Annotated in this window: 17 protein-coding genes; 6 read left to right on the top strand and 11 right to left on the bottom strand. The window is 36.0% G+C overall.

Features of this window, described 5'->3' with window-relative positions; genetic code table 11:
* Positions 1–109 precede the first annotated feature (109 nt).
* Both NOV28_RS07855 and NOV28_RS07850 read left to right on the top strand, forming a co-directional pair.
* Positions 110–958 (top strand): hydroxymethylglutaryl-CoA lyase, encoded by an 849-nt coding sequence (locus NOV28_RS07855; protein WP_255929464.1) that lies wholly within the window; start codon positions 110–112, stop codon positions 956–958.
* 14 nt (positions 959–972) lie between these two features.
* Positions 973–1,377, top strand: a complete 405-nt coding sequence (locus NOV28_RS07850; protein ID WP_255929452.1) for an OsmC family protein — start codon at positions 973–975, stop codon at positions 1,375–1,377.
* 8 nt (positions 1,378–1,385) lie between these two features.
* Here NOV28_RS07850 and NOV28_RS07845 read toward each other — a convergent pair whose 3' ends face one another.
* The 4 genes from NOV28_RS07845 to NOV28_RS07830 all read right to left on the bottom strand — a co-directional run bounded on the left by NOV28_RS07845 (position 1,386) and on the right by NOV28_RS07830 (position 3,179).
* Positions 1,386–1,712 carry an SUF system Fe-S cluster assembly protein gene (locus tag NOV28_RS07845; RefSeq protein WP_055043332.1) on the bottom strand — a complete coding sequence of 109 codons (327 nt, stop codon included), beginning with the start codon at positions 1,710–1,712 and terminating at the stop codon, positions 1,386–1,388.
* 40 nt (positions 1,713–1,752) lie between these two features.
* Complete coding sequence (locus tag NOV28_RS07840) at positions 1,753–2,451, bottom strand: 3'-5' exonuclease (RefSeq protein WP_255929447.1); 699 nt, start codon at positions 2,449–2,451, stop codon at positions 1,753–1,755.
* 61 nt (positions 2,452–2,512) lie between these two features.
* The gene (locus NOV28_RS07835) at positions 2,513–2,857 is read right to left on the bottom strand and encodes a tRNA-binding protein (protein ID WP_255929437.1); all 345 of its coding nucleotides are present in this window, start codon (positions 2,855–2,857) and stop codon (positions 2,513–2,515) included.
* Positions 2,858–2,861: 4 nt separating this feature from the next.
* The gene (locus NOV28_RS07830; RefSeq protein ID WP_255929435.1) at positions 2,862–3,179 is read right to left on the bottom strand and encodes a c-type cytochrome; all 318 of its coding nucleotides are present in this window, start codon (positions 3,177–3,179) and stop codon (positions 2,862–2,864) included.
* Between the two features lie 87 nt (positions 3,180–3,266).
* On the opposite strand from NOV28_RS07830, the gene NOV28_RS07825 reads away from it, so the two are divergent.
* Entirely contained in the window at positions 3,267–4,262 is a 996-nt protein-coding gene (locus tag NOV28_RS07825; RefSeq protein ID WP_255929433.1) for an enolase C-terminal domain-like protein, read from the top strand.
* Positions 4,263–4,283: 21 nt separating this feature from the next.
* The gene (gene meaB, locus NOV28_RS07820) at positions 4,284–5,267 is read left to right on the top strand and encodes a methylmalonyl Co-A mutase-associated GTPase MeaB (protein WP_255929431.1); all 984 of its coding nucleotides are present in this window, start codon (positions 4,284–4,286) and stop codon (positions 5,265–5,267) included.
* Positions 5,268–5,271: 4 nt separating this feature from the next.
* Here the strand turns inward: meaB and NOV28_RS07815 are convergent, their stop codons facing one another.
* Positions 5,272–5,796 carry a DUF4251 domain-containing protein gene (locus NOV28_RS07815; protein WP_255929429.1) on the bottom strand — a complete coding sequence of 175 codons (525 nt, stop codon included), beginning with the start codon at positions 5,794–5,796 and terminating at the stop codon, positions 5,272–5,274.
* A gap of 119 nt (positions 5,797–5,915) precedes the next feature.
* Between NOV28_RS07815 and NOV28_RS07810 the strand changes: the two genes are divergently transcribed.
* Both NOV28_RS07810 and NOV28_RS07805 read left to right on the top strand, forming a co-directional pair.
* Positions 5,916–6,722, top strand: coding sequence for a M48 family metallopeptidase (locus NOV28_RS07810; RefSeq protein ID WP_255929427.1), 807 nt, complete (start codon positions 5,916–5,918; stop codon positions 6,720–6,722).
* Between the two features lie 75 nt (positions 6,723–6,797).
* Positions 6,798–7,115 carry a LapA family protein gene (locus NOV28_RS07805; RefSeq protein ID WP_255929425.1) on the top strand — a complete coding sequence of 106 codons (318 nt, stop codon included), beginning with the start codon at positions 6,798–6,800 and terminating at the stop codon, positions 7,113–7,115.
* Between the two features lie 32 nt (positions 7,116–7,147).
* Here the strand turns inward: NOV28_RS07805 and NOV28_RS07800 are convergent, their stop codons facing one another.
* From NOV28_RS07800 to NOV28_RS07775, 6 genes are read right to left on the bottom strand one after another with little or no spacing between them, the layout of a single operon-like run.
* Positions 7,148–7,771: an outer membrane beta-barrel protein gene (locus NOV28_RS07800; protein ID WP_255929423.1), complete on the bottom strand. Its 624-nt coding sequence runs from the start codon at positions 7,769–7,771 to the stop codon at positions 7,148–7,150.
* On the bottom strand, positions 7,764–8,573 hold the full coding sequence (locus NOV28_RS07795; protein ID WP_255929421.1) for an ABC transporter ATP-binding protein: 810 nt from the start codon (positions 8,571–8,573) through the stop codon (positions 7,764–7,766). The genes NOV28_RS07800 and NOV28_RS07795 overlap by 8 nt, the downstream gene beginning before the upstream one ends.
* Positions 8,573–9,325, bottom strand: coding sequence for an MlaE family ABC transporter permease (locus NOV28_RS07790; protein ID WP_255929419.1), 753 nt, complete (start codon positions 9,323–9,325; stop codon positions 8,573–8,575). The genes NOV28_RS07795 and NOV28_RS07790 overlap by 1 nt, the downstream gene beginning before the upstream one ends.
* 36 nt (positions 9,326–9,361) lie before the next feature.
* Positions 9,362–10,729 (bottom strand): exopolysaccharide biosynthesis polyprenyl glycosylphosphotransferase, encoded by a 1,368-nt coding sequence (locus tag NOV28_RS07785; RefSeq protein ID WP_255929417.1) that lies wholly within the window; start codon positions 10,727–10,729, stop codon positions 9,362–9,364.
* A 34-nt stretch (positions 10,730–10,763) separates the two neighbouring features.
* On the bottom strand, positions 10,764–11,396 hold the full coding sequence (locus NOV28_RS07780; RefSeq protein ID WP_255929408.1) for a 7-carboxy-7-deazaguanine synthase QueE: 633 nt from the start codon (positions 11,394–11,396) through the stop codon (positions 10,764–10,766).
* Positions 11,389–12,273 carry a bifunctional 5,10-methylenetetrahydrofolate dehydrogenase/5,10-methenyltetrahydrofolate cyclohydrolase gene (locus NOV28_RS07775; RefSeq protein ID WP_255929406.1) on the bottom strand — a complete coding sequence of 295 codons (885 nt, stop codon included), beginning with the start codon at positions 12,271–12,273 and terminating at the stop codon, positions 11,389–11,391. The genes NOV28_RS07780 and NOV28_RS07775 overlap by 8 nt, the downstream gene beginning before the upstream one ends.
* Positions 12,274–12,275: the final 2 nt, after the last annotated feature.

Genomic DNA, 12,275 nt, shown 5'->3' with positions numbered 1-12,275 from the left:
TCGGAAATGGCTATTTAAGGCGATTTTTAAACCAAATTTTGATGGAAATTCTTTAGAAAGACTTGCTTTGAAAAAAATTATTATCTTTGAGAAAACCTAAAAATCACGCATGTTTTTAACTGAATGTCCACGAGATGCTATGCAAGGATGGGGCGAATTTATCCCAACAACCCAAAAAATCGACTATATCAATATCTTGATGGATGTGGGTTTCGATGTGTTGGATTGTGGAAGTTTTGTTTCCCCGAAATCAATTCCGCAAATGGCAGATTCCGGAACGGTAATCGATGAAATTGATAAGTCGATTTCTAATACCAAACTTTCGGTGATTGTTGCGAATTATCGAGGTGCTGAAAAAGCTTTGGAACATCAGCAAGTCGATATTTTGGGTTTCCCTTTTTCTATTTCCGAGACATTTCAATACCGAAACACCAACAAAAATCAGGAAGAAGCTTTTAATGATATTTTAAAAATCACAGAACTGCTGAAAACAGATGGGAGAACGTTGAATATCTATTTTTCGATGGCGTTTGGAAATCCTTATGGAGAGATGTGGAAATGGGAAGATGTTGATTTTTGGGCTCATCGTTTTCATGAAATTGGGATTAAAAACATCTTGCTCTCCGATACCACCGGAACTGGAAATGTCGAACAAATTGATCTTCTTTTCGATAAAATTCCAGCGAAATATCCTGAAATTGATTTCGGTGCGCATTTTCATAACCGATACGAAGATTCTTACAAAAAACTGAAAGCAGCTTACGATAAAGGTTGCCGAAGATTCGATTCAGCAATTAAAGGAATTGGCGGCTGTCCGATGGCCAAAGACGATTTGGTAGGAAATATGCCGACCGAACAAGTAATTAATTTCATGGCTTCCGAAAAAATCGATCATTCTTTGAATTTATTAAACTTCGAAAGCGCTTGGAATAAAGCGAAAGATATTTTTCATTTTTAACAAAAAATTTCAAAATGACTTCAATTGTAAAATATATTGGCGATTTGCGATGCGAATCAGAGCATCTTCAATCTGGAAGTATCATCAAAACTGATCCGCCCACAGACAACAATGGGAAGGGAGAAATGTTCTCTCCAACTGATCTCTGTGCTACTTCTTTAGCTCAATGCATGCTCACTACAATTGCGATTTTAGGGAGAGACCGAAACCTGAATATCGACGGATCCTACGCAGAGGTAACCAAAATTATGATTCCAAAACCTAGAAAAATCGGGGAAATTATTTGTGAACTTTATTTCAAAGGAGAATTTTCTGACGATGAAAAATCATTCATCAAAGAAACCGCATTGAACTGTCCTGTCGCACTTTCACTTCACCCAGAGCTGAAGAAAACGGTGCATTTTAATTACGATAAATAACGGGTTTTTTAAAACATTCCCAACTCGAAACGCGCTTCCTCGCTCATCATGTCTTTGTTCCATGATGGTTCGAAAGTTAGTTCAAGATCGACTTCTTTTACGCCTTCTACTTCAGAAGTTTTTTCGCGAACTTCCGCCGGAAGCGATTCCGCAACGGGGCAATTTGGTGTAGTAAGCGTCATGATGATTTTCACGGCTCCTTCATCAGAAATCTGTACATCGTACACCAATCCTAATTCGTAGATGTCGACAGGAATTTCTGGGTCGTAAACAGTTTTTAAAGCTTTGATGATATTTTCGCCGATATCGGCAATTTGGTCGTCGGTATATTTCATTTCAATGATAGCTGTATTGTTTTTAAGACTTTTCAGCAAATTATTTTTCTAATTTTTCAAGTAAATCTTCCTGTCGCATGCGCCGGAAAATATTTGCCAAAGTTAAGACATCTTTTTCACAATATTGAACTATTCTAAATAAGTCTTTCTCTATATAATAAATTGATGCAACCATTGAGCCGTCGATATCGTCTTTAGGCGTGGGAATTCCGAACACATGTGCCAATAATTCAAGGGAAACATAAGATTTATAATCGCCGAATTTCCAAAGTTCCATCGTGTCGAGATGCGGGATTTCCCAAGGTTTTTTTCCAAACATTTGAAAGGGTTTCGGCGGTTGCATTCCGTTAATTAAAAATCTTCTTGCAATCCATGGAAAATCGAATTCTTTCCCGTTATGAGCACAAAGAACTGCATCGCGAAGTTTCGGATGGTTGAAAATGGAGCCAAATTCTTCCAACAATTTTTTTTCATCATCACCGTAGAAACTTTTGATCATCAATTTTTCGTTTTTCTCTAAAATTCCTACCGAAATACAGATGATTTTTCCAAATTCTGCCATGATTCCGCCTCTTTCTGTGTAGAATTCTTCTGCCGAAAATTCTTCTTTCCGCTGCATTTTGGTTTTCTTGTCCCAAAGTTTTTGAGTAGATTCATCCAAATCTTCCCAATTTCCATACTCTGGAACTGTTTCTATATCGAGGAAAAGTATTTTTTCTAAAGGGATATTTTGAATCATGGTTTGTGTTTTTAATGAATATTTAATTGGAAAAAGAATTGGATTTTCTTGATTTTAAAAATCAACCAACTTGAAATCCGTTTTTTACAGGAAGTGAAGTCGAAAGCAATATAACTTCTTTATTTTCACCATAAACGCCCAAAATCAAACATTCGCTGAAGAAATTAGCAATTTGTTTTTTAGGGAAATTGACGACCGCGAGAATTTGTTTTCCGATTAAATCTTCTTTTTTGTACAAATCGGTAATTTGCGCTGAAGATTTCCGAATTCCCAACTCACCAAAATCAATTTCCAGTTGGTAAGAAGGATTTTTGGCTTTCGGAAAATCAGAAACGGTGACAATTGTACCACTTCTGATGTCAATTTTTTCGAAATCTTCCCAGGATATTTCAGGTTTTATTGGCATTTTTTTATTTTACTGAAACGATATAATCGTAAACTAAAGCGTTTTGCTCGTCATTAAGCTTAGCTTTCGGCGCCATACTGTTCATAATTCCCACCCAATCTTGCGCAGAATGAGCGGTAGGATCTGGCAAATCATGACATCTGCCACATGAATTTTCATATATAGTTTTTCCGGCAGCCAATTTTTCGGTGTTGCTGGTTTTAGTTCCTTCTACCACCGCTGGTTTTGGTGTACAAGAAGCAAGAAATCCTGTGGCAGTAACAGCGATTAAAAGGGTTTTCAAAGTATTTTCAAAACTTTTGGAGGAATGTTGGTTTTTCATAAATTAATATTTGTTTTACCCAAAAATAAACAATTTTCAATTAAATTTGTTTCAGTTCGTAATATTTCGCGCAAAATTTTCCTTTCGATGAAACTTAATTGGATTACCAAAAAACTCAACTTAAAAGAAACTTTTTCCATTTCTTATGGAAATTATGATTTCCGGGATTCGCTTTTGGTAAAGCTTTCTTATGGGAATTGTAGCGGCTTTGGCGAATGTGTTGCGATCAATTATTACGGAATTAACTTGGATGAGTTTATTTTAAGATTAAAATACATTCAAGCCCAAATTGAGCGTCAGAAAATAGTGCATCCGAAGGAATTTTATCGATTTCTGTTGACTCTGGATCTTCATTCTTTTCTGATTTCTGCGTTAGATTGTGCGTATTGGGATTTATTTGGAAAGTTAGAAAATAAAACTTTTTCTAAAATTAATGATTTGAAAATCAATCAATTACCGGATTCATCTTACACGATAAGTATCGCTTCTATTGATGAACAAATTAAGAAAATTGAAAATTCAGATTGGAAAAGATTTAAAGTAAAATGTAACGGTTTGGATCGCGAACATATTTTTGAACTTCTCGAAACCGGAAAAAAAATCGCTTTAGATTCGAATACCAGTTTTTCGGACGATGATTGTAATTTTCTGCAAAACAACGAATTAGCTTCTCGATTTTCTTATTTGGAACAACCTCGACCGATTGGCGAATATCAAATTTTAAATAAAAATCTTCACGCAAATTGGATGGCGGATGAAGATTGTCAGAACATTTCTTATCTAGAAAAACTCCGTTCGCATTACTCTGCAATCAATATTAAATTAATGAAATGTGGCGGAATTTCACCGGCTTTAGAGCTGATTTCGGAAGCTAGAAAATTCAATTATCAAGTGATGATCGGTTGTATGACGGAATCTTCTGTTGGGATTTCAGCCGGAATTGCTGTGGCATCTTTATGTGATTTTGCGGATTTGGATGGCGCCAATTTAATTTCAAATGATTTTGCAAAAGGCAGTTTCGTGGATTCTGGAAAGCTTATTTTATCCGAAAAACCAGGACTAGGAATTGAAGTGATTTCATAAAAGAATCGTATTTTTGAGTTTATGAAAAAATTTTCTACCGAAGAATTGATTAAAGGCATAAAATCCGGCGAAAAACGCATCCTCGGGAAAGCCATCACTTTGGTTGAAAGTAAAAAACGCGAACATCGAGAACAAGCCGAACTAATTTTAAAAGAAATTTTGCCATTCACCGGAAAAAGCGTGAGGATCGGAATTACCGGAGTTCCGGGTGCAGGAAAATCAACATTTATTGAAAATTTTGGAAGATTGGCCATCGAAAAGGGGAGAAAAGTAGCGGTTTTGGCCATCGATCCGAGCTCTTCGTTGAATAAAGGTTCTATTTTGGGTGATAAAACCCGAATGGAAGAGCTTTCAAAAGAGGAAAATGCATTTATTCGTCCTTCACCAAGTTCCGGATTTTTAGGTGGAGTTGCCAATACTACTTTCGAAACTATGCTGATTTGTGAAGCTGCGGGCTATGATTGTATACTGATAGAAACCGTCGGAGTAGGGCAAAGCGAAGTTCTGGTGGCGGATATTACTGATGTTTTTCTTTTCCTGAAAATTATCGGTGGCGGTGATGAGTTGCAGGGAATTAAGCGTGGAATTATGGAAATGGTTGATTTGATTTTCATTAATAAAGTGGAAGAAGATAATCTTCAGAAAGCAAAAACAACCAAGACGGAATTGGCACGTGCACTGCATTTTTTGCAACCTAAAGAAAAAGGTTGGAAAGTTCCCGTTTTGCTTGGTTCTGCTCTGCAAAATAAAGGTTTGGAAGATGTTTACAATTCCATCTCCGAGTTCGTAAATTTAAAGATAAAGAACGTAAATTTTGTAGAAACGAGAAAAAAGCAGGCCGAAAAACGCTTTGATTATTGGGTTCAGGAATATATTTTACAGAAAACTAAGGAATCGGGTTCTTCAGAAAATCAATATTTAGAACATAAGAAAAAAGCCTCCGAAATGAAATCTAATCCAAGTTCGGAAGCCAAGATTTTTGTAGAAAATTTGCTAAATAAATAAACCTTTATTTAGAATTTTCTTTGATATAACCATCGTAAGAAATGGGTTGTCTGTCGGAAGAATCGATGCTGAGATATGCTTTTCCATTTGCAAAAACCTCTAAAATCATTCTTCGGATATTTTGCTGATCTTTGGCATTGATGGTATAAATTGTACTGCCCTTTTTTCCGGAACTTTCAGAAATATTGAAATCTTTTGAAGTAAATCGATAGGAGTTTTTAGTATTGTCGTAATTTGAAGAAAACATCCTTCCGAAATAAGGCAATTCTGCAACTAGTTCATCTTTAGTGATTTTTAAAGAATACCCATAATCTAAATTTAATACTTGAGAAGACGAAGAATTAGGGAACGAATTAAGAACATTTACTACATCGGAACTTGTTGGGTTTGCTCTTTGTGCCATGAAAGTAAATTCGCCATCCTTCAGTAACTTTGTAATATTAGCATTGGAAACAGAATTTGTAGAGCTACAAGCATTTAAAACGAAGATTAAAATGCCAAATATTAATGTTTGAAATAAATTTTTCATTGTGATATTTTTATTTTTGGAATGCAAAAATTATGCAACTAAAATGATAGAATAAAATTATGGAATAAAAATTGTTAATAGAAACATATTTACTTACAGATTTGAAAAATATTTAAGCTATGAAAAATATGAATAAACTATTAGGAATGGGAGCATTGTCGCTAATGATGATGGCTTGTACAACCAATCCAATTACAGGTAGAAAAACGCTACAACTGGCAAATGAACAGGAAATTTCTGCAGCAGCATTGCAGCAATATCGTGAAACGCTTTCGAAATCTAAAATAATAAGCGGTACCACCGCTGCGAAAAGCGTACAAAATGTAGGTGCAAGAATAAAAAATGCTGCAAACAATTACTATCGTTCCATCGGTCGTGAAGGAGATCTCACCAATTACCAATGGGAATTCAATTTGCTAGATGATAAACAGGTGAATGCTTGGTGTATGCCGGGCGGAAAAGTTGCCGTTTATACCGGAATTTTACCAATTTCTAAAACTGATGCAGGATTAGCAGTAGTTTTAGGTCACGAAATCTCACACGCGTTGGCTGGCCACGGAAACGAGAGAATTTCTCAAGCGATGGTTGCCCAATATGGTGGAGCAATTCTAGGAAGTACCACAAGCGGACAAATGGCGAGTATTTTCCAGCAAGTTTATCCAATTGGAGCGCAAGTTGCTCTTTTGAAATATGGTAGAAGCCAAGAGTTGGAAGCCGATGAAATGGGACTTTATTTAATGTCAATGGCGGGTTACGATCCACGTGAAGCACAACCTTTCTGGCAAAGAATGGAAGCTGCATCAACCAACAGCGGAACTCCAGAGTTTCTTTCAACCCACCCAAGTCCTGAAAATAGGAGAGCGGATTTAGATAAACACATGCCGAAAGCATTGGAATATTATAAAACTGCAGGTGGAAAAATTTAAAAAAGAATAAAAATATTTATCACAAACCTTTCCGAAAAATTCTTATTTTTGGAAAGGTTTTTTAATATCACGACTATGAAAAATTTAACTTTTATTGGTTTCTTGTTATTGGCAGTAGCATTTTTGCTTTATTATCTATTGCCGGAATTTTCAATCGTCAAACTATTTGAACCAATCAGCTTAATGGGAATATTAGCCGGAATCGGAATTGGATTAATTATCGGCGGAATTGTTGGTTATGTAAGCAAAGGAAGTGCGTTGAAAGAAGAACAGAAACGCAGAGAATTGAAACAATTGAGAAAAGAAAAAGAAGATCTGGAAAAACAAGCTGCAGAATTGGCAAAACAGCAAGCAGTGCAAAATACTACAAACGAAAATCCTCAGAGCTATTAATTCTGAGGATTTTTTTATTTTGAAATTATCTGTTAAAACTGATAACCAATTCCTACCATAAATAAACTCGGACGGCTGTCATAGCGAATCCTTTCATTAGTCCCGGCATTGTTATTGATGAAATCCCTTTGGTCTTTTGTGAAGGCACCTTCGTATCTGGCGTTCAAGATTAATTTCTGGATTTGAGCTTGCGCACCAAATTGGTATCCTACCGTGAAATTATTAAGAGCATTTTCCTTGAAATCATTGTACTGATTATCTGTAGAAAGATTGTAGGAAGCAACAGGACCTAGGAAAATCCCTAAATTATCACCTAAAAGACGATAACCTAAAAGTACAGGAACATCTACACGATTGCTTTTTACCTCGATTGTCGTATTGTTTTCGGGTACTTCAAATTCAGTTTTAAAAGTGGTGTAATAAATTTCAGGCATAAGAAACAAGGAAACCGGTAAATTAATTTTAGCTGATAAACCCACATTGAAACCAACATTGTTTTTTCCTGAATTGTTATATGCTGTCACTGCAGTTCCTTGGATGTTTTCCCATGTTGGCTTATCGGTTTTGAAAAGTAAATTTGCTTTTCCTGATAAGGAAACTTGTGCCGAAGCGAACACCGATGCGGAAAGTAATGCGATACTAAGAATTTTATTCATTGTCTTGAGATTTTGTAATAATATTGTCAATTGAAGTTTTATTGGTTTCTAGGAAATATTCCCGAAGTTCTTTGAATAGTTCTGATGAATAAACGAAATCAATCAGATTTTTATTGCCAGCATTGATTAAGATGTCTTTATTACCTTCCCATTCTTTAATTCCTAAACGTAGATATACAATTTTCTCGCCAATGGTCATTACCGAGTTCATATCATGGGTATTAATGATCGTTGTCGTGTTATATTCTTTAGTAATTTCTAAAAGCAAATCATCAATAACATTGGAAGTGTACGGATCCAAACCAGAATTAGGCTCGTCGCAGAAAAGATATTTGGGATAATTCACAATTGCTCTGGCAATCGCAACTCTTTTCTGCATACCACCAGAAATTTCTGAAGGATATTTTCGATTGGCTTTTTCCAAGTGAACTCTTCCAATCACTTCGTAAACCCTTCTTTTCTTTTCTCGGAATGTCATGTTGGTAAACATATCTAATGGGAAAGTGATATTTTCTTCCACCGTCATCGAGTCGAAAAGTGCACTTCCTTGGAATACAGTGCCTATTTCGGAACGGAGAATTTGTTTCTCATCACGGGACATTTTATTGATGTCTCTACCGTCAAAAAGAATTCCACCCGAGCTTGGTTGATATACATTCAGAAGGCTTTTCAAAAACACAGTTTTTCCTGAGCCACTTTGCCCAATGATGAGGTTTACTTTGCCTGTATCGAAAGTGGTGGTAATTCCTTTCAAAACTTCCACTTCCTCGAACTTTTTCTTTAAATCTTTTACTTCAATCATCAGCTGAGGAACATTTGAGTTAATATTAAATTGGTGATAATGATGGAAACGATGGTCCATACAACGGCCTGTGTACTGGCGCGGCCAACTTCCAGCGAACCTCCTTTTACGTTATAGCCAAAATATGCAGGTATCGTCGCAATTAAAAATGCAAAAACAGCAGTTTTAAATAATGCATACCAAATAAAATGTTGAGGCATATACATTTGAATTCCAGTGATATAATCGGCCTCGCTCCAGTTTCCGGTCGCAATTCCTGCTAAATATCCACCCCATATACCGAATACAATACTGATGGCTATCAGTAATGGATTAAAAATTACGCTTGCTAAAATTTTGGGCAAAATTAGGAAATTAGGAGAATTTACCCCCATAATATCCAAAGCATCGATTTGTTCTGTAACCCTCATGGTTCCTATGCTCGAAGCAATATAAGAACCAACTTTCCCGGCAAGAATTACCGAAATAATGGTAGGAGCAAATTCTAAAATTAAAACTACTTTGGTGGCATACCCAATGAATGAGTTTGGAATTGGGAATGTTGAGGCACTAAAATTATTGTACATCTGAATTGCTACTACCGCACCCACAAAAATGGAGGTAAAAAGCACCAACCCAAAAGAATTGACTCCCAAATCATGTATTTCGCGCATGAAAAGTTTACCAAAAACCGATGATTTTTGGGGTCTTTTAATCGTTTTTGATAGCAGGAGAAAATAAGCTCCTACTTGACTCAACAGGTTTTTTAACATTCTGCTAAATTAATGTTTTATTTTTTTCTAAATTTTTTAATTCGCATTTTTATCACCACAAATCACCAAAAAGATTGTTTTGAAAATGATAACAAAATCCAAACTGAGACTCCAGTTTTTCACGTAAAACGCATCAGCCAAGATTCTTTTTTGCATCTTAACGTCCATGTCCCCAATGTTTCCCCGCAATCCATTCACTTGTGCAAGTCCGGTAATTCCGGGTTTTACAAGGCTTCTCACGGAATATCTTCCTATTTTTAGTTTATAGAAATCATCTACCAACAACATATGAGGTCTTGGTCCAACTACAGACATTTCCCCTCGCAAAACATTTAGGAATTGTGGCATTTCATCCAAACTTGTTTTTCTCAAAAATTGCCCAATTTTGGTAATTCTTCTATCATTTTCCTGTGTCGTTTTCATGGTTGATACATTGTTTACATACATCGTACGGAACTTAATACATTGGAAAACTTCATCATGAAACCCATATCTTTTTTGAATAAAAAATACAGGTCCTTTGCTGTCGATCAAAATTAGAATTGCAATTAGAGGGAAAAGCCATGTGCAAATCAAAACTAAGACCATTATTGCAAAAAGGATATCTATGGTTCTTTTTAAAATAATATTGGTAAGGTAATCTAAAGGAAACTTAGATCGGACAAGGATCGGCTGCATTTCTATGTAATCCAAATCATATTGAAAAAAAATATTTTTCATAATGCTTGGAATGAGTGAGATACGAACTTTATAGCGTTCTGCCAAGCGAAAAATTTCCTGCTCCTGATAGCGGGTGAACCCTTCCGAGGAGAGATACAAAGTGTGTATTTCTTTCTCTTTCCAAAACTCTTTTATTTTTTCGTAATTAAAACGGTCTTCTTTAGGAAATTCAAAAATTTTAAAACCATAATCTTTTCTTTCATAGAGAATATTTTTAAGAATTTCCGTGGAAGCATCATCATTCAGGAACATAATATTTCTATAGTTTTTACCTAAAATTCTTAAATATTTTAAAGTAAAAAACACCAAAGATTTAATGATGAATAGAAGGAAAAATAAATATATGGCAATATAGAAACGATCCATCTTCAAGAAGCTGTTATTGCTTACTTTCGCCAACAATATTACTCCGAAAATGAATATAAAAATGTGCGTTACAAGCCTTTCCAAGTAAATGGTATAGGTAAGATTCCTGGCAACAGAGTACAGTTTGGTTCTTCCGCTTAATAAGATCCAAAAAAGAGTGAGCAAAAGAATCAAGAGAATATTCTGTTCCCAAATCTTCTGCACAAAATGATAATCGTTATTTCTCAGAAAAAAGAACATAAATACTCCCGTAGTTACCAGTACGTCGAGTAAAATGAAAAAAGCCTTAAAATACCGAGAATATCGAATTTTTTGCATAAACCCCTTATATAAAAAGTAAATTTAGTATTATTTACGGAATATTTAAATATTTATGGGTTTGTACGGAAGCTTGCCATTTCGGATTTGCAAGGATAAAATCGATAATTTTAGGATACATTTCATTCCTTTTGCTCCATTCGCTTTGCAGATATAATTTGCAGTTATCTGATACTTTTGCAGCCTGCCCTTCTGCGAATTTAAAATCATTGTTGTTGAAAATAATGACCTTCAATTCGCTGGCTTTTTGGTAAATTTCTTCTTTTGGAAGACCTGTTTTTTTTGGTGAAAGCGTAATCCAATCCAAAATTCCGCTCATTTCATACGCGCCGGAAGTTTCGATGTGAATGGTACAGCCTAATTCCTTCAATCGGGTAGTGAGCGGAACGAGATTCCACATCAGTGGTTCTCCGCCGGTTAAAACGATGGTTTTACAGTATTTCGCCGCAGTTTGTGCAATTTCTTCTGTGTCCATTAATGGATGAAGATTCGGATCCCAACTTTCCTTTACATCACACCAATGACAACCTACGTCACAACCGCCAAGGCGAATGAAATAGGCAGCCTTTCCGGTGTGGGAACCTTCTCCTTGTAAAGTGTAAAAATGCTCCATTACCGGGAGCATTTTTCCTTCATTGAGTAATATATTTTCTTCTTCTTTAATCATAATAAACTGAGGTTTTATAAGCTAATATGGTATTTTTCATCAGCATCGCTCTGGTCATCGGACCTACACCGCCGGGAACGGGTGTAATCCATGAAGCTTTGGTTTTGCAGCTTTCGAAATCTACGTCTCCTGCGAGATGATATCCTTTCTCCGAATCGTCATCAACTCGGGTAATTCCAACGTCGATGATTACGGTTCCTTCTTTGATCATTTCAGCTTTAAGGAAATTTGGATCGCCCAATGCAGTGATCACAATATCAGCGTTTTGGGTGAATTTTTCAATATGTGGAGTGTAAGAATGCGTGAGGGTTACCGTTGAATTTCCTGGAAAATCTTTACGTCCCATCAAGATGCTCATCGGTTTTCCAACGATACGGCTTCTTCCGATAATAACACAATGTTTTCCTTTGGTTTCGATTCCGTAACGTTCTAACAATGTGAGAATTCCATACGGAGTTGCGGGTAGGAAAGTGTCCATTTCCAAAGCCATTTTTCCGAAATTTTCTGGGTGAAAACCATCCACATCTTTTCGGGGATCAATCGCCATGATGATTTTCTCCTGATCGATTTGTTTAGGCAAAGGCAATTGCACGATAAATCCATCTACATCTTTCGATTTGTTGAGTTCATCAATTTTTTCTAAAAGTTCAGATTCCGAAACGGTACTCGGAAATTTCACCAAAGAAGATTTAAAACCAACTTCCTTGCAATCCTTTATTTTATTGTTTACATAAGCGATGCTCGCGCCGTTGTTTCCGACTAAAATTGCCACCAAATGTGGAGCTCGTCTTTTGCTCGCGATGATTTTTTCTACATCTGCGCGGATTTCCTGTTTTATTTCTTTCGAAACTTTTAGACCGTCGAGGATTTGTGCCATTT

The sequence above is a fragment of the Kaistella montana genome (genome assembly GCF_024436175.1).
GTDB lineage: Bacteria > Bacteroidota > Bacteroidia > Flavobacteriales > Weeksellaceae > Kaistella > Kaistella montana.
This window is presented reverse-complemented; position numbering and strand designations above follow the sequence as displayed.